The organism is Pseudomonas sp. PvP089 (genome assembly GCF_017875165.1).
Lineage (GTDB): Bacteria > Pseudomonadota > Gammaproteobacteria > Pseudomonadales > Pseudomonadaceae > Aquipseudomonas > Aquipseudomonas fortuita.
In genome coordinates, this window is the sequence record NZ_JAGGME010000002.1 from 176,510 (window position 1) to 193,910 (window position 17,401).

18 protein-coding genes are annotated in these 17,401 nt (G+C 55.2%); 13 read left to right on the forward strand and 5 right to left on the reverse strand.

Annotated elements, in window-relative coordinates:
- The first annotated feature begins 6 nt into the window (after positions 1–6).
- From J3A71_RS30695 to J3A71_RS30705, 3 genes are all read left to right on the forward strand, one after another.
- Positions 7–255: a hypothetical protein gene (locus tag J3A71_RS30695; protein ID WP_031325018.1), complete on the forward strand. Its 249-nt coding sequence runs from the start codon at positions 7–9 to the stop codon at positions 253–255.
- Positions 256–391: 136 nt separating this feature from the next.
- Positions 392–616, forward strand: a complete 225-nt coding sequence (locus J3A71_RS30700) for a hypothetical protein (protein WP_016486940.1) — start codon at positions 392–394, stop codon at positions 614–616.
- A 34-nt stretch (positions 617–650) separates the two neighbouring features.
- Complete coding sequence (locus J3A71_RS30705) at positions 651–914, forward strand: hypothetical protein (RefSeq protein ID WP_016486941.1); 264 nt, start codon at positions 651–653, stop codon at positions 912–914.
- A 78-nt stretch (positions 915–992) separates the two neighbouring features.
- Here J3A71_RS30705 and J3A71_RS30710 read toward each other — a convergent pair whose 3' ends face one another.
- Positions 993–1,709 carry a hypothetical protein gene (locus J3A71_RS30710; RefSeq protein ID WP_016486942.1) on the reverse strand — a complete coding sequence of 239 codons (717 nt, stop codon included), beginning with the start codon at positions 1,707–1,709 and terminating at the stop codon, positions 993–995.
- A 109-nt stretch (positions 1,710–1,818) separates the two neighbouring features.
- Here J3A71_RS30710 and J3A71_RS30715 point away from each other — a divergent pair, with 109 nt between their 5' ends.
- Genes J3A71_RS30715 through J3A71_RS30735 form a run of 5 tightly spaced genes read left to right on the forward strand, consistent with a single transcriptional unit; the run spans position 1,819 to position 5,500 of the window.
- Entirely contained in the window at positions 1,819–2,616 is a 798-nt protein-coding gene (locus J3A71_RS30715; RefSeq protein WP_016486943.1) for a DsbC family protein, read from the forward strand.
- Positions 2,617–2,651: 35 nt separating this feature from the next.
- Entirely contained in the window at positions 2,652–3,350 is a 699-nt protein-coding gene (gene traW / locus J3A71_RS30720) for a type-F conjugative transfer system protein TraW (protein ID WP_016486944.1), read from the forward strand.
- Positions 3,347–4,384 (forward strand): TraU family protein, encoded by a 1,038-nt coding sequence (locus tag J3A71_RS30725; protein WP_016486945.1) that lies wholly within the window; start codon positions 3,347–3,349, stop codon positions 4,382–4,384. Before traW ends, J3A71_RS30725 begins: the two co-directional genes overlap by 4 nt.
- Complete coding sequence (trbC, locus tag J3A71_RS30730) at positions 4,332–5,063, forward strand: type-F conjugative transfer system pilin assembly protein TrbC (protein WP_233425966.1); 732 nt, start codon at positions 4,332–4,334, stop codon at positions 5,061–5,063. Before J3A71_RS30725 ends, trbC begins: the two co-directional genes overlap by 53 nt.
- Before the next feature lie 41 nt (positions 5,064–5,104).
- Positions 5,105–5,500, forward strand: coding sequence for a hypothetical protein (locus J3A71_RS30735; protein ID WP_016486947.1), 396 nt, complete (start codon positions 5,105–5,107; stop codon positions 5,498–5,500).
- A gap of 41 nt (positions 5,501–5,541) precedes the next feature.
- Here J3A71_RS30735 and J3A71_RS30740 read toward each other — a convergent pair whose 3' ends face one another.
- On the reverse strand, positions 5,542–5,922 hold the full coding sequence (locus J3A71_RS30740; RefSeq protein WP_016486948.1) for a hypothetical protein: 381 nt from the start codon (positions 5,920–5,922) through the stop codon (positions 5,542–5,544).
- Positions 5,923–6,028: 106 nt separating this feature from the next.
- On the opposite strand from J3A71_RS30740, the gene J3A71_RS30745 reads away from it, so the two are divergent.
- On the forward strand, positions 6,029–7,009 hold the full coding sequence (locus J3A71_RS30745; RefSeq protein ID WP_023662985.1) for an IS5-like element ISPa41 family transposase: 981 nt from the start codon (positions 6,029–6,031) through the stop codon (positions 7,007–7,009).
- Between the two features lie 89 nt (positions 7,010–7,098).
- Positions 7,099–10,833, forward strand: coding sequence for a conjugal transfer protein TraG N-terminal domain-containing protein (locus tag J3A71_RS30750; RefSeq protein ID WP_245353530.1), 3,735 nt, complete (start codon positions 7,099–7,101; stop codon positions 10,831–10,833).
- Between the two features lie 444 nt (positions 10,834–11,277).
- Here the strand turns inward: J3A71_RS30750 and J3A71_RS30755 are convergent, their stop codons facing one another.
- From J3A71_RS30755 to J3A71_RS30765, 3 genes are all read right to left on the reverse strand, one after another.
- On the reverse strand, positions 11,278–11,898 hold the full coding sequence (locus J3A71_RS30755; RefSeq protein ID WP_231995372.1) for a thiol:disulfide interchange protein DsbA/DsbL: 621 nt from the start codon (positions 11,896–11,898) through the stop codon (positions 11,278–11,280).
- Positions 11,804–13,438, reverse strand: a complete 1,635-nt coding sequence (locus tag J3A71_RS30760; protein ID WP_016486970.1) for a GspE/PulE family protein — start codon at positions 13,436–13,438, stop codon at positions 11,804–11,806. The genes J3A71_RS30755 and J3A71_RS30760 overlap by 95 nt, the downstream gene beginning before the upstream one ends.
- Before the next feature lie 288 nt (positions 13,439–13,726).
- Entirely contained in the window at positions 13,727–14,158 is a 432-nt protein-coding gene (locus J3A71_RS30765; protein ID WP_016486971.1) for a lytic transglycosylase domain-containing protein, read from the reverse strand.
- Between the two features lie 48 nt (positions 14,159–14,206).
- Between J3A71_RS30765 and J3A71_RS30770 the strand changes: the two genes are divergently transcribed.
- The 3 genes from J3A71_RS30770 (at position 14,207) to J3A71_RS30780 (ending at position 17,393) form a co-directional block, all read left to right on the forward strand.
- Positions 14,207–15,166: a tetratricopeptide repeat protein gene (locus J3A71_RS30770; protein WP_016486972.1), complete on the forward strand. Its 960-nt coding sequence runs from the start codon at positions 14,207–14,209 to the stop codon at positions 15,164–15,166.
- 659 nt (positions 15,167–15,825) lie between these two features.
- Positions 15,826–16,242, forward strand: a complete 417-nt coding sequence (locus tag J3A71_RS30775; RefSeq protein ID WP_016486975.1) for a hypothetical protein — start codon at positions 15,826–15,828, stop codon at positions 16,240–16,242.
- Positions 16,239–17,393, forward strand: coding sequence for a hypothetical protein (locus J3A71_RS30780; protein ID WP_016486976.1), 1,155 nt, complete (start codon positions 16,239–16,241; stop codon positions 17,391–17,393). Before J3A71_RS30775 ends, J3A71_RS30780 begins: the two co-directional genes overlap by 4 nt.
- Positions 17,394–17,401 lie beyond the last annotated feature (8 nt).

Here is a 17,401-nt window from a genome sequence, read left to right on the forward strand (position 1 = left end):
GGCGGCATGCATCCCATCATCGAAGCCTCGCGATTGATGAAAGGCGCCCAGATCACCCGCAAAGCAGCAGTTCATGCCAATGGGGGCACCATCTTCCTCTGGGAGCTATCAACCGGAGACACGCTGGAAACCATTCGTTCGACGCATGGCTTCTGTTCAACCGCGTTGAAGGCCATCCCCTTTATCGAACGCGTCAATTACTACAGCGCCATGCGCGGCACCAAGGTAACGGGTAGCTACCAGCTACACGCTTAAAAACGCTCCATCCAACCCGGCCAAGCGCCGGGTTTTTTCTTGTGGATTTACGCGGGCATGAAACGCATCTCCCTAGGCAAGTTCAACGCCTGATGGCGGCACGGTGCCCCGGCACCTCACATGTATGGAGCAGGCGATGGCCACTCTCACCGCAGTTCAAGCACGCAACAAGATTCAGGATCACCTGTTGAAGGGGGCGGGTATCTACGCCTACCACCCGCAGCTGGGTGAGCGCTACTTCAAAGCCCGTGTGTGTGACGGGAAGTTAGAGGTTTTCAACGGCTACAGCTGGTTCGAGGTGCCTCGCGGTACGAAGTTCAACAACGGCAATGGTTCGGCGGGTGACTTGTTCACTTATTGATCTGCCAGCAAAAAACGCCTTTCAGGAGATACACATGAGCACCCGCACCCCTGTCGCAAAACTGGGCAAGACCATCAACGCCGCTTCAGTCGAATTCAAGGTAGGCCGCACCGTTTACCAGGTTGACGTACCTGCCGGCACCAAATGCTGTTACCTCGCAGGGGGGAGCAATGGTGGTCGCTGGGTCGTAGATGATCTGTCGTTCCTCAACCCCAACTCGACGCTGTATCACGATGCCGAGCACTACGGCATTCCAGTTCCGGCAGACAACGTAACGGAGGCACCTCGGCGCACGTAGTCGGCCGAGTTCTTGCGACTCACCAGCACAGCTTAACTGCTACACCGACACCCTCGAACCAATGGTTCGAGGGTTTTTTTATGCCGCCGACTGGGTCCGGGAACCGGGTGCAGGATGTAGCAGTCCACCCGTCGAGGGCGTTTCGCTTTCGAGGCCCCCTCCAGAGGCGAGTTCTGGCGCTAGAGGCAGCTGGCAATCACCACACACCAGGTTGTACTGGTCACCACCAAGGACAGATTTTTTGCAGCCCGCGCACGTGTATTTCGTTCGTGCCCAGGCTTGTTTTCTCGCACCTCGGCGCCCGCCGCCCGGACCGACCGCTGCAGCGAGTGTGATGTCCAGACCTTGATCGAGCAGCTCACGAATGAGGAGACTCATTCCCCCGTTCTCAACCAGGTAGTGCGACACCTTTTGCCCGGTCATTCGACCACCCGGCAGACCGGTACTGGACGGTTGCAGGCCGATTTCAACCATCTTATCGGCCCAGACCTGGTCGTGATATGCCCGCCGCGGGGGCTGCCCGGCATGCTGGCGATACTGATGACAGGCTTGATGCGCCAGCGATTCGATCATCTTGCTGCTCGATAGGTGCGCCCCAATAGCGATCAGGTCGAGGGCCGGACAGAGCTCACCACTCGGAAGAGCGCCAGGCCGATAGTGGCCATCGGATCCTAGCCGTGTCGAAAATCTGATTTCACAGCCAGGCAATGCCCCAGAAAAGAAGCGCTCGTTGATGACGCGATAGGCCTGGTGCAGTTGCTGCAACGGGTGAGATGGCGGCTGCACGGTTTCCATAACTCTCATTTAATACTGGCTGCGTATAGTCACGCGTTGTCGGTATTGTTAGTATATGTTCACACGTACACATAATCTATCTGCATCATTTCCAATTCTGAGGTTGACGATGAAAAAGCTCGCTGTTGCTATCGCTCTCGCCAGTTGCTCGCTGGCTGCATTCGCCCAGGCCCCTGCGCCCGCAGCAGAGGCGGCTCAGGCCCCTGCAGCAGCCGCTCCAGCAGCCGTTGCAGCGCCAGCAGCTGCCGCTGACATCGAGATCATGACCGTGATCAACACGCTCAAGAGCAAATACCCCTCCACCAACTTCACCAACGTGGAGCGAGCGCCGATCGACGGCATCTACGAGATCACCATGGGCAAGAACATTGCCTACACCGATTCCTCCGGTCGCTACCTGATGTTCGGCAGCATCTACGACATGCAGACCCGCAAGGACCTGACGGCGCCCAAGCGTGCTGCCGCCGAAAAAATCGACGTCTCGAAGTTTCCGCTGGCCGATGCGTTCACCCGCGTGAAGGGCGATGGCTCCCGGAAGCTCTACCTGTTCTCCGACCCGGATTGCCCGTACTGCAAGAAGCTGGAAACCGAGGTCCTCAGCAAGTTGGACAACGTGACCATTTACACCTTCATGTATCCGCTGGAGTCGCTGCACCCGCAGGCTCGTGCCAAAGCTGAGTCGGTCTGGTGCCTGCCTGAAGCTGGCCGTGCTGCTGCATGGGAAGCGTTGGCGCAAGGGACCCAGCCGCCAGCGAAGAATTGCGACAACCCAATCGAGCGCAACATCGCGCTGGCCGAAAGCATCGGCTTCCAGGGCACCCCTGCGATGGTGAGCGAAGACGGGCGGAAAATGCCGGGCCTGGTATCGGCCGAACGTCTGGAAGCCTGGCTCAACGGCGGCTCCTGATCCCCTCCGACAGTCTTCTCCACGTGGCCATTTCGATGGCCACGTTGGTTTTTGATCTCCCGATCATCAAGAGCCCCGGGCTGGGCATTCTCATTGGAGTTGTGATGAAGCTACGCCGCTTATGCGTATCCGCTTTCTTTACCGCCCTCTACCTCGCGTCATCCACCCTTCATGCCGAAGAGCTCGGCAAGTACGGAAACACCTGGGAGATCCAGGAGCAGGATGCAATCGACATGATCCAAGGTCGGTTGAGAGCGATGGACAAGAAAGGCGAACTCGACAAGTTCTGGAACGACTACCGCGACAAGCAGTTGGCCGGAGCCGAAAACCCCAAGCCATTACCCGGCATTGGCCCCGTCGTTGAGCCACAGATCAGGATGTACGACCCGACCTACACGTACCCTGAAACCGTCAAAGACCATTTGGGCAACATCCTGGTGCCGGCGGGCACTCGCATCAATCCGCTGGACCACATCACCCTGAGCAAAGCGATCATCTTCATCGACGCCCGCGATCCCAAGCAGCTGCAGTACGCCAAGAAGCGAACCGACGAGCACCCCCGGGACAAAGTTGTACTGGTCGCAGGTTCGTTCCTGAAGCTCGATCGGGAGTGGGGGCGCCCGGTCTACTTCGACCAGATGGGCATTCTCACGAAGAAATTCGGGATCGAGCGCGTTCCCGCGGTCCTGACCCAAAAGGGTAGGGAACTCCAGATCGAGGAGTTGAAGCTATGAAAAAACTGCTTATGGCCCTGGGCTTTGTCGCAACGACCCTGCTCAGTACGGTCAGCTCTGCTGAAGAAGGCGTGTGCACCGGTAAATTCCCGAACCTGATCTCGGACGTCTGCTGGTCCTGCATGTTCCCGATCAAGCTTTTCGGTTCGACGGAGCTCATCTCCGATGGCCAGGAAGACTTCGACAGTGGCAACAAAAGCGCATTCTGCACGTGCGACAACCCGCCCAAGGTCGGCATTCCCACCTCGTTCTGGGAGTTCGACATGATGACCGACGTTACCACGGTACCGGGATGCTTCCCCTTGCTTGGTGGGGTGAAGGTCAACGTAGGCGTGAACGCAGATGCCTTCGGCTACATCTCTGACGATCAGAGCAGCGGCATCGGCAGCACCCGCGACTCGTTCATGCAGGTCAACTTCTATATCAACCCGGCCATGTATGTGATGGGCGCCATCCTGGATGACACGTGCATGGACAACCGCGGTATCGACGTGCCCTGGATGTCGTTCGCGGACCCCACCCACAACGATGACGAGCTCGCCGGCATCCTGACCCCCTACGCGTTCCCCTTCGGGAGCATGCTGGCGATCGGGGCCATGTCCGCCGATGCCGTTGCAGCGTCTGCAGGCTTCCCGCTGTCGACGATCTTCTGGGCCGCCGGCTCGTACGGCCACATGTACCCGTTGACCGGCCGTAACGAGGCCCACCTGAGCATGGAGCAAACCGCCAGGCTGCAAACCACGCGCATCCTCGCAAAACTGCACGCTGCTGGCACCCAGTGGGCAGCAATGGGGGGTGACGCCATGTGCGGCTACTACCCGCAGATCATCATGGACAAGCGGCAGTACAAGCTGACTCGCCTCTACCCCAAGCCTGAGACCGCAAAAATCGCAGGCAAGTGCTGCTCTCCTATCGGGCGGTCGACCATTTTGACCGAATCGAACACTGAGTTCCCTCTCCCAGGATACAAGGACTTTGGCTATGGCATTTTCCGTAAACGCGACTGCTGCGGCGGCGCTACTCTTAGCAACTAGCTTCTTCGCCGGGCCTGCCGTGTCCCAGCAGCTGGAAATGCCTTCCAACGAAGCTATCCAGAAGATCATGCAGGAGCAGGCGGCATCTCGTAGTGCCGCTCTGAACGGGAAGATTGACCCAGTGAAGGCGGGCACGTTCAAGGCCACTGTACCGGTCATCGACGCGCCACCTCCCACCAAAACCGAGTCGCTCGACGACGTCATTGCGCGATTCAACGCTGCCAAGGACGGGAACAAGGGTGGCCATGGCGCGAACGACTTCATCATCTTCGTGTCGTTCTCGATGCCCAAGGACAAGCTTGAGCGACTGGCGCAACAAGCCCGCGAAACCGGTGCCGTCATGGTCGTGAGAGGGTTCAAGAACGGCTCCCAGATGCAGACCAAACAGGCTGCGCTGGAAGTGAATAAGGCCGGCGTGCCGTGGGAGATCAACCCCAATCTGTTCAAGGCCTTCAAAGTCGAATCGGTACCTACGTTCGTTGTGGCTTCTGCAGAAGCAGAGTCCGTTCTGGACGATGGCTGCTCACCAGATGCCACCTTCACGTCGATCACCGGCGACATCAGCGCCATGCTGGCCCTGGATACCATCCGCCTCCGTGCGCAGCCTGAGATCGCGAAGCTTGCCGAGGCCAGGTTGCAGAAGATCTACAAACAACAAGCCCCTGGCACCGTCCACTGACATGATCGAGCCCGGCATCGCGCCGGGCTTCGGGAGAAACTATGAAAACCGAACTGACCACCATTGCTTGGGAGCCAGGCTTCAAACTCAACCTGAGCTCCTGGGCTGATTTGGAGATTGCGAAGCGTCGGGGAGAAGGCCTGGGCGAACTATCAGCTTGCGCGTTGAATTCCTGCATCTACTTCCAGGGGCGCTATGTCATGACCCGGGACCTGGTCGAGCACATCGAAAAGGGCATCACCTGGAACGCACAGGTTTATGAGGCGTGGAACTATGGCCGGTGCGAAGAAATTCACAGAATCTGCCGAGGGCTTTCACCGTCAGACGCCGACGCTCTGCTGCATGCCAGCGGGTATGCGGACGTCAGCCTGGATGAGCTCAGAGACGCCTCGGACGAAGCAGTCCAAGAGGCGTGGGACGCGCTGTACGGCGAGTAATAAAAAACCCGGCCTCAGGTGAGGCCGGGTGCTGTAAAACGTTAATCAGCTTGAGCCAAGCGCCCAGAACCGAATGCCACACGGCGGGCCACTGCATCCCATTCCTGCACAGTAACCAGCATGCTGGTGCGAGCCTTCTCGTGACCGTTTACCGTCTGGCGATAGTGCAAACGCACATGGCCAGGCGTGACGCTGGGATACCCTTCGAGCTCGAACACGTTACGGAAGCCGTCTACATCGATGTTGCTGGTGGTGTAGATCTGCGAAAAGAACATCCTGAAATAACCGGCCTTAGCCAGCATCACAGCAATCTCAACGATCAGTTTCAAGCGATTGCAGCACGCGCTGATGAACAGAGCGAGCTCAAGCGACAGAGCTTGAACTTTGCGTTTGCAAACATCGGTATCGATAATCAGTTTCATGGTCATTCTCCCGGGGTGAGTGGCTAAGCCTTGCGTTCGCCTAGGGAATCTCCGAACAAGCCTTCAGTTATGCGAGAATCCCCGCAACACCTGATCCGAGCCGCCCATGAGCCAGATGAGCTTTTCCGACTTTGAGTACGCCGGCAAGCGCAAGCAAACCCGCCGAGAGCGCTTCCTCGCCGAAATGGATCAGGTGGTGCCCTGGGCAGGCCTGCTGGAGCTGATCGAACCGTTCTACCCCAAGGCCGGCGGCGGTAGCAAACCCTATCCTCTGGAAACCATGCTGCGCATCCATCTGTTGCAGAACTGGTTCTCCCTGAGCGACCCGGCCATGGAAGAAGCGCTCTACGAAATCACGCCCATGCGCCAGTTCGCACTCCTGACGCTGAGCGCGCCAATCCCCGAAGACACCACGATCATGAACTTCCGGCACTTGCTGGAGAAGCATCAGCTCGCACCGGCAATCCTTGCGGTCATCAATGGTTATCTGCAGGAAAAAGGCCTGTCGCTGCGCCAAGGCACCATCGTCGATGCCACCATTATTCATGCCCCCAGCTCGACCAAAAATAAAGAAGGCAAGCGTGATCCCGAGATGCACCAGACCAAGAAAGGCGGTCAGTATTTCTTCGGGATGAAGGCGCACATCGGTGCCGATGTCGAGTCCGGCCTGGTGCATCACGTCCATGGCACCGCTGCCAATGTGGCCGATGTCACGCAGGTGGCTGAACTGCTGCATGGCGAAGAAAACGCCGTGTATGCAGATGCCGGTTACACCGGTGTCGAAAGGCGCGAAGAGCATGAAAATCGGGGGGTGATCTGGCAGATTGCAGCGCGTCGCAGCACCTATTCCAAGCTGAACCAGCGCAGCGTACTGTACAAAGCCAAGCGCAAGATCGAGTTCTGCAAGGCTCAGACACGGGCCAAGGTCGAGCATCCGTTTCGCGTGATCAAGCGGCAGTTTGGTTACGTGAAAGTACGTTTTCGTGGGCTGATGAAAAACACGGCTCAGTTGACCACGCTGTTCGCCCTGGCAAACCTGTGGAGGGTTCGAAAACAGCTCATGGGTATGGGTGAGGTTCGCGTTTAACACGGAGAACCGGTCGAAAAAGCTCTCCGTACATGATTTTTCGGTCACTTTTCGTCCAATGACGCTGTAGGTGCCTGGAAAATTGCAACTTGCCGCGGCTGCACGACAAGTTGATCGGAGCATCCCTAAACAGCGTAGCGATGGTATTCAACGCCAAAGGCTTCATGACTGGCGTATACTTGGTAGGCGGCTTCATTGCATTAATCTCTGGGATTATGTTCGTAATCCAGAAGGGTGCCTCGGAACAGTTCATACCGGCAAACGGTCCTGTTGGGGGGCTCTTTGGTTTTGCCATGATGGTTGCTTGCTGCACCATCACAGCCGATGTGAAAATTGAAGACATTTACACTGGAACGGTTAACAAAGTTGACAATGTTCCGCTAGTAATAGCGGCACCAGCCAGCCTATTCACAACAACCATGTATGGCCTATTTGAGAAGATCAACACGGCTTATCAAAGCACTTCCGGAAGTTATATGGCTGTTACTCAAAACGGCTTTGTGACCCCGTTGAAATTGCTGCTCACGTTGCGTAAAGGTGTGGAAAATGTGGATCCGTATCTTGTGGCCAGTCTGAAACAATATGTGATTGACTGCGTTCCAGGATCGACGACTTTCAGCATCGAGAACTTTCAACAGTCCACGAATATTGTTTCTTACGTGCTAGACAACTCCCGAGGCTCGGGTCTAACCACCTACTGGGATAATGTGAACATTGGTGGCAAAGCGCTTTCTTGCCCGGAAGCGCAAACAATACTATCAGCAAAGGTTGACGCGTTCCCATCTTCGGCAAACGCGAAGAAAATGATCAATGCTGGCATGAAGGATAAGAGCCCGTCTGGCAGCAAGTACACACCTGACGATGTAATGGCCGCGATTACCAACCTAGTGCCTTCGCTCTGGTCATCAGCCCAAAGCGCTGATGATTTCATGGTGAACGCACTGTTCTTCAACTCTATCGTGGGCACATATAACTGCCTGGACAGTATTTCCGATCAAAACAGTTTCAACCTCTGTATGACTTCCTTGACTCAGCAAGACGAGCAGTTCCGTTCTGATGCTGCGGCATCTGGCAGTTTCTTTGCCAAAATTATGATGCCAACAATGGTTTTTCTTCAGATCCTTTTCTTCGGCTTCGCCCCCATCGTAATTATTTACAGCCTGTTCAAAGGGGCTGGGTCATTGATGATGTATGTGAAGTTTCTCGGTTTCGGTATCTGGACCACGTCCTGGCTGCCATTTTCCGCAGTGATTCAGATGTACATCCAGAACGATGTCGCTGAAAAGCTGAATGAATTCACAGAGCAAGGGCTGGTACCAAGTAACTTGAAGGCCGTCTATTACGACGTCCTTGCAACTAGGCTTGGCATAGCTTCGGACATGCTGGCTGCGACACCGCTAATCTCAGCAGCAATGCTAGGCCTGACGGCCTATGGCATGGTGAGCCTGGCCAGTCGCTGGTCCGGCCGAGACCACAATGACGAAAAACTGCAATCTCCTGATATTCTGAAGAACGGCGCCCACGTCGATGTTGCAAGCCGTAACCAATACCAGTCTGAGCACTCGGGCAGCGTCAAAAACGGCCTCGGTGCGACTGGAGCTTATTGGAATACTGCAGGCGTGAAGAACGAGCTCAGCACCGCCTTGCAAAGTGCTTTCGGCTCGGATCATTCAAAACGAAGCGAAAGTTCTTCAGCTGTCGAAGCCTCGCTCCGCCAGATGTCTTCGTATAAATCGGGTGACAGCTGGACCGACCAGCGTATGCAGTCACTTGATCGAGCCCATACAAACATTACCCAGCAGGCACTGAAGACTGGCGATAGCATTGCTGATTCGCTGGGCTTCACAGGCCAGCAGAAGGATGCATTCAGACAAGAATTTGCAGCCAATGTTGGCTTTAGTGGTCTCTTTGGAGGTGTAAAAGCTGGTATCGCAAACGCAACCGGCAAGGAAATGACAAAAGACCAGGCAACCAAGGTCGCCTCACAATTTGGTGCCGAGATCTCCAAGAACGAAAGCGACATGTCCGGTTGGAAGGCTTCAGTGGCTGACGCGTTTTCTCACAGCACTGGTAGAGAAGCTGCTACAGAGAATGCTCTTGGCCGGCGTCTGAGCTCAACCACAGCGGATACCCAGTCCTCGTTCAATAGATTCCAGCAAGCAACCTCTGCTGTAGCTGGAGTTTCGGCAAACGCCTTAATCAGCGAGGAGACAACGGGAGGTAATCTCAGCCGTTCCCCCCAGGGTCTGCAAGCACTGAATAGTGCCATCGCAGGCTTGTCTGACTCGCAGCGAGCAGCGTTCAACCAGAAGTTCCCAGAACTGGAAACCCGTTATAACCAACAATCCGTAGGTATGGTTGGGGCGCGGGAAGCAGCTCAGATGTGGGCTCTCAAAGCAATCGGTGCCGACACTGAATTTGCCAATGTCGTATCTGCTATGACCGGAAATGTTGTTGGTGGGCCTGCCGAAGGAAATGCTGCCAAATTCGCAGGTGTAGGCGGCAGAGCTAATCAAGTCGCTGATAACCCTGGAGGCCCGATATCCGGGGCAAATATCGGCACCCCTTCTTTGAATGTTGCCGGGGTGAATCCTAACCAGGTTGGTCCAACGGGAGCCCCTCAACCTCAGGAACTCAAAGAGGCAGCATCTGGCATGGACCCTTATCGCTCCTATGAGGACCGAGAAACGTTTATCGGCTCGCAGCTCCCAAGCAGCTACTCAAAAGGGCAGGAACAAATTCGGGCTGCCAAAACCGCTGCCCAGAATGCAGATACCACAATTGCACCAGAACAGATCCGCGACACTATGTCGATAGACCCCATCAAGAACACACTGGTGGGCGCTGGCCAGGCAGAGCAACAGTGGGAGCAAGAGAACCCTAAAACGGCGATGGCCGTGACGGCTGCTACGATGTTTGTTCCCGGCGCAGGGTGGGGAGGCGCAGTCTTCAAAGGCGCGCAAGCGGGAAGGGCTGCTATGGCAGCGCGTGGGGCCGCAACTGCTCTCAAGACCGCTGAGGCTGGTACCGAGGTTGCGCAGGCAGCACGCGTTGTCAACGCCGCAGGCCACGAAGTACCCGCTTTGCTCCGTGGCCAAGGTCAAGCTTCGCGTGTTGTGCACGCCGAACATGTAGCAGAGGCGGCAAAAACCGCAAAAGACGCCACGGCGGCTGCGAGCACGGCGGGTCGTGAATTTGCCGGCGCTACTAAGCTTGCTGGAAACGTATCAGTGGTTCCGGGCATGATGATTGCCGCCGACAAAATGGCTGATAGCTACAACGCTGATGTCGCCTCCAACGGCAAGCCCGAACGTTATGAGCCTGGTTCAAGCGTGCGCTCAGCGCTTCAGAGCGAAGCCGCTCCGGCACAGAGTGGTCAGCCTCTTGTAGCTCCAATGCCGGCGCCAGCTGATGCTCTCGCACCCTTAGGTGGTCATGCAGGCAACTTGATGGCTGCTCCCGGCGAGAATGCGCAAGCCCCAGCGCTAGGTCAGCCCCTTGTCACACCGATGAACACGAACGCTGAAGCTGGTGACCTGATGACAGGGTCTGGAGGGGGGTTAATGACCGCCGGTGGTCAATCGGCGACTAGCGCCGGTCTTTCAGCAGGGGAGCCACAACCAGCAGTCTCAGAAAATGGGCAAGGTAGCCCATATGGCGAGGGCATGATGGGGGCAGCGGATGCGTACCAATCCCCGTTCTCCGGAGGGGAGAAACCAGCGCCAGCTACGCGAGTGATGACCTTGCAGAACACTGTTGTGGGCCCGGATGACAAGGGTGACGGGGACACCACGCCGCCTACAACCAGAGGAGGCAGTCACTAACCATAGGTACCTGAATAGAGCCCGACATAGTCGGGCTTTTTCGTAGTGCGTCAGGCATGGCGCGTTGCGCGCAAGCGTAACCCGCTTGGCTGCGGTGGCCGAGGTCCATGGCGAAATTCCGGAGCGCCGCATATGAATCAGGCGCTGCCGAAGAAACTATGGGATCAACCTGAACAGCCGTGTTCCGAACCGTACGCACAGTGGTGTGAGAGGACGAAGGGAGCGTACCTGCCTCCTACTCAATCTCCATGACGGCCGCCCCAAGCATCTCCTTCGGCTCAACCTGGCATCTCGGTTAATCTTTGACGAGGGCCGCAGGGTGCCTGGAGCGGATAGCATGGAGGTCTAACCAGGCCCGCAGCTTGCTCTACAAAAGCAAAACCCCCGACGGTACGGGGGTTAGGCGTATTCACAAGCTTTATCGGACAGACCAAACAACCAGTATTAACGCTCTTGCATCACCTTAGAGATCATACCGTTGGCCAGGTTCATATAGAGTGCACTATCGCCTGAGACATCGTCAGGCGTGATCACATATTTACCGCTGATCACCATGGACGGTGTGGCGTCGACGCCATACGTGAGGAGCTTGGCAAATGCTCTCTCCAGCCTTTGTTGCGTGACGTTATGCCAGGCCTCATTGAAACCCTGGACGTTTGCCATCGCTACCGCTCTCGACCACGTGCCGGGGTCCTCCATTGTCATGCCGTTTTGCTGGATCAGCGTATAGGCCGCTGACATGAATGCAGCAACTCGGTTCGGATCTGCATCCTGGACAGCGAAGAATGCACGAGCAGCCAAGTAATTCCCTTTGTCGGGAACCGCCACAGGAATGAATTCAGCTGACCAGCCGGGCGGCAGCGTTTTGGCCCAGCGTGAGAAGGTCTGGTCGTATGAAGCGCAGACTGGGCACGCAAACGAGAAGAACACAACTACTTTGTGACTGTCTTCAGCCTGAGCCGAAACCTCCCTATACGGCAGCGATGGCTGCAACTCCTGCGCTATTGAGAGAACTGGTGTGGCCAGTACGGCTGCCATAGCCATCTGCACTATAAACTTCTTCATATAACCGTTCCTTGCTGATCAGGTTCTGCTCGATGAGCATGTCGAAAATCGATTCTTGATTACGCTCGGTACGCCACAGTTCAACAGTTTCCTTCAGTGCCCTGAAGTTAATTTCTCGGGCGGCGGCCAGGTCGTTCAAAAACTCGACAGCACCCTCGGTGAAGCCAAGCGCATATACCACGTCATCTTGGGAGACTAACTTCAGATCGATGAGGGCTTGCCCGAATTTTTTCACCTTTCCTTCAATAGTGCAGCGGAGTTGCAGCTCGGCTGCCTGATTCGCTTGTGTAAAGGTGATTTTGCCTTGCGCAATCAGAACATCGCCGATGCGTCTGACTGTCGGCTTAACTGAGTCGTCTTTAATCAGGGTCCGTATCCGTGCCATAGTGGTTACGCCATCAGTCACCATCCGCACTGCAGATTGGCCTAACGTGTCGAATTGGTTTTGTCGCGCAGCAGCATTAAGAACTGTCATCTCGCTACCGCCACTGACTATGGCGGCGCGTACTTGCTTATCCGATCTAATAAGTTCAATGATTGGACATTTACCAGAGAATGCATCTTTCGATGTCGCAAGTGGTACGTCTCCAGTCACTGCTGGTAGCCCATTTTTCTTCAACCACATACGCTCAACATCATTTATGGGCGTCCACTCATGCTCTATATCTGCCCGCAGAGTAGGGACCAGTCTTTGCGCAATCACGCCAATTAGAACGGAAGCGAGTGTCTGGGCGTCGACACCCAGATCAATGATCCGCGGGACAGCTTGAGCGGCACTGTTGGAGTGCAAGGTGGCGAATACCAGGTGGCCGGTGTTCGCAGCCTGAATGGCAATTTGCGCGGTTTCCTGGTCACGAATCTCACCGATCAGAATGACGTCTGGATCCTGACGCAACAGGGCCCGAAGACCCAAGGCGAAACTGAGCTGGGGTGTAACGTTGATTTGGACAAAACCCTTGACCACGTACTCAACAGGATGCTCGATCGTACAGATGTTGAGCGTTCCATCATTGATTGCGTTGAGTGCAGCGTAGAGGGTGGTGGTTTTTCCTGAGCCGGTTGGACCTGTGACGAGGATCAACCCTTGAGGCTCGTTGATCATCTCGCGGAAAGCATGCTCAACCAGCATTGGCATCCTGATGCGTTCTAGGTCCATAGACGCGTTTTCTTGATCGAGCAACCGGCATACGATTTTTTGCCCGTTGTGGCTTGGAACCAAGCTCACTCGAACTTCTAGCTCAATACCCGGATATCTCAACCCGATGCGCCCGTCGATGGGAATCTGATGCTGAGAGAGGTCCATGGTGGCTCGCGATCGAATTTTCGTATCGATCATTTTGCCCATCACCGGCTCTACGGTATCAAAGTGCCTGAGCTTACCGTCTTCACGCAATTGGATATGCACTTGCCCTTGAACCCACTGAAAATGAATATCCGGAATTCTATTCTGAGCAGCCTTCAGGAATAAATCATTCAAGTACGTGGCCGCAGGCTTATCCGATTGCGAGTTGAAAATAAAGAGATCTGGTTCTTTTGCCACAGTCAGCTCCTATTTAGCCTGGCCGCTAGAGCAAGTGAGTTCTGGGCCATAGAACAAACGCGAGATGAAATTTTGCACGGATTTATCGGCTGCAATGCTCCAAAGCAGCAAATCAATCCGTGAGTCAGTACTGAGATAGTTTGTGCCAGCCCAACGAACCGCATCAAAAACTACTCGTATCGGTAAAGCCCCTCGATCTACTCGCTCACAGGGCTCTTCAGGCGATACCGTGTACAGTATCCACCCGAATAACAGGACAGCAAAACAACTGCTGAATATCTGTTTCATTTATAGACCACCATAGTTGCTCATGACTTTCTGAATATATATTCGCTGACTTTTCTCGTTGGGACTGTTGTATGCGCCAACAGCTTTCCAGACGTGGCCGTGAGAGGCGATGTTGCTTGCTAGGATCCACGCCCCAACATTTGCACTGACACAGCGATCTAAAAGCTCTTTCTCACCGATGCCGTATTTCGACAGCGCAGGGAGCCAAGATGAGTTGATCTGCATCAGCCCAATGTCCCAGCTGCCATCGCTGTTCTTAGGGCTCACTGCGTCAGCTTTACCCGGGCGATTTTCGGTGACCTGGATGGCGCGGAGCAGCTTCTCGCTGACCCTATAGCGGGCAGCAGCGTCGGCGAAGCAGTCCGCGTGAGCAGCCGAGGACATCTCGGTCAGCACACCTGCCAGAAGCAAAAGGAGGGATAGTTTTTTCATGCGCTTAAGAATACATTACGCGTATCAATAAACAAGGTGTATCAGAACATGGCTTTATCGAATCGACTGCCGGCCTTGTTGGCGCTGCCCCTAGCGCTCGCCAGCGTCACCTGTGCAGCTGACAGCTCCGTAAACACTTCCGCCGCTGCGTACTTCAGTAGCCAAGCCGCTGGGGACTCCGGCCTTCCAGATATCTCCTCTGCCATGAAGGGGCTGCTCTCTAGCGCCCGAGAGGGAGGCGACGTGCTTCGGACGTGGGCAGCCTACAAGGCCGGAGATAAGGCCGCACTGCCGAAGCTTTTTGAACTCGCCCAGGGCGGGAATAGCCGAGCACAGAACGTGGTGGGCTATCTGCTGGATCACGGCGAAGGCGTCAAGAAGGACAGCGCTGCCGCTGCCGCATATTTCTCAGCCGCCAGCACTGACTACCCCCTTGCTAGGTACAATCTGGCCGTCCTTACCTTACTTGGCCGTGGTGTTGCGAAGGATGAGGCCAAGGCGATGGAGATGTTCGAGTCTTCTGTGAAGGACGCATCCGTCGACCTCGCCGCTGTACGCCTGTCACTCTACTACCTCAACAAAGGCGACCGTGACAGGGCCTGGACATGGGCAAACGAAGGCGCCAATCGCGGTAACGTGACTGCCTACTACCTCCTTGGGCGCATGCTCTACGAGCGGGGAGAGTATCAGGAAGCGTACAACTGGCTGACGAAGGCGGCGCAAGCCAGCGAGCCCAACGCACCGGCTATCCTCTCGGCCATGTACAAAAATGGCCATAGCATGAATCAGAACAAGAAGATGGCTGCTTCCTGGTGGATGATCTACGTCGGCCTTAACAAGGGAAAACCGGGGATGAATTCGGGTGGCATATCGTCCTTCGGGCTCAGCTCAAAAGAGCAGAACGACGCGACCAGCTTCGCAACCAACTGGCTTGCGACGCATAAGCACATGAAGCGCCCTGACTACGACGCCACACTGCTCCAGGCCAACAGGAACGACAAATCTTGACTCCAGACGTACAGCGCCGCGGCTAGCAAAGCCAAGCCAAGAATGGGCCACGAGATGAGGGCCAATCGCCAGTCTGTCCTCGATGGCCAGCAGTGCAGGATTATCGGCCCTGCCAGAATCCAACAGCTCAGATCCACCAAAGTCAGTCCCCCCGAATGATTCGAGGTTCGCCAAAAGGCGAGCGCATAAAGGCCTGGCAAGGCAAATAGGGGCGCAAGAGCAGTTATCCAGGCATTCGCCCAGGTCAGGCGCTCGAACTCTACTGACCCTAGGATAATTTGATTCCCTTCGCGGCGGGGTATGAGCGACATTCCGACTGGCTTCGCCTTCGTGAAATACCCCACCAGGAGGTGGGCTATTTCATGGGACAGAACCCCAGCGCTCCTAAGTAGAGACGTTGCTAGCCACCGGGGTGGCAACGCTCTGACGACAACTGCCATTGCGAGCATCGGCACCACGTAACCACGAGGGCTTGCGAACGCAAACTCCATCGTGGCGCGATAGAACTCATCCACCGTGTCGACCTCGCACAATTGTCCTTCAGCATTGGTTACCGGGCGGCGATCGGCACGGCCTCATACAAATCTATCAGATTGCTTTCGATGCCTGAACTGACTTACAGTTACGTGTAAAATACTGTCAGTATCTGGAAAGCAAAAATGCGATTCAAGACCAACCTTTTGGCCCTGTGCACCTCCCTCATCGTCCTTGGCGCAGCATCCTTCACAGCGCACGCCGACACCTCGAAAGAAATTCTGATCGAAGCCGTGAAAACCGGCCACGCATCCGCCGAATTAACCGGGGACCAAGCTGACGTCTGGAAAGCCAAAACCCACTCACGCGAACCAGTCATGGTGGAGGCCAAGGTCGTTGAGCAACTCCAGCAGCCCGGCTGCGCCCGCGTAGCAATCCAGTTCACGCAGCAAGAGGTACCCAAGGTCAACGGCGGCTCCGGCCCACTCGAAGTTGGCTGGGGGATGAACGTCTGTGAAGACGGCTCCCCACCGGCAGACCCAAGCCTGTTCACTCAAGACCCGCACTCGCCAACCAAGGTTAACAAGGTTCAATCCCAATGAAATTCAGCACGCAAAGCTTACTGACCTTGGCCGCGGCTCTGGTGCTATCTAGCACTGCTGGGGCTGACCCACACTCTGAGGGAACGGAGCTTGGCAAGTCTAACCTCAGTAAACTGTCCTCCAATGTGACTTCCTCCAATGCCAAGGCGATGCCGTTCTATACGGACACTCCGTCGCAATCCTCTCAGTTTGGTAGTACCTCTCTCTTCAACGTCGGAACCGCACGGATCAATAGTTGCAAAACAGAACCCGATGGCACCGACCAGATAGCGAACCAAGAGTGTGATGCTGTCAACTTCCTGGCCAAGAATCCATATGAGCGTGTCAAAGTCGATGTGGACGAGAATGATCCGATCATCAGTGGTATTGGAGAGATCATCAACAACGCTAAGCCTGGTGACATTACCGAGAATTGCGGAACAAAAACAACAACAACACCTGATATCTACTCCACTGAGGTTTGCAACATCTACAATCTAAGTGAAGAGAAGTACTGCTCCATGGGCCAGGTAGTTGATGTTGACGCCAAAGCCAACTTTCAGTGCAATGTAACGCACAACGCCGTGGAACGAGTCGCTTGCGACAAGTACTTAACCATGGTTTGCGAACCCCCAATTGTTGGCTGTGACAACGGCGGAATTGTTCCAGGTTCTACTCAAGCAGACATGTATACGTCATGGACCTTGGCAAATTCAAATGGCACATACGCCCTGCAATTTGGTTCGATTGGTGATAACTACTGGAAAGCTGGAATGTATGATCGATCCCTTGAGTTCAAAGTCAAGGATCCAAATCAACTTTCAGAATTCGTCCTCGCCTCAATATCGTTCGACGACTACATAATAATTAAGTTAAATGGAAATTTTATCTACAGCGGCCCGGTTGGTGGGACTAGTTTGGAAATTGTCAATGGGAAGGTGGATGTTGGCGATGGCGTACTTAGAAGACTTGACCTTGAGCGCAACAACACTGTCAAACCCAATATAAACCTAGTCCCCTACCTAGTATCAGGAACAAACAGACTAGAAACAAGAACCGCCGTCGGCGGAACAGGCGAAACATATATAACAATCAACGCCAGGATGCTCTGCAATGGACCGTGCACCGAAACATGGACAGATCAATGCAGTGCGCTAAACGCTCGCCTCTAAACCTGGGA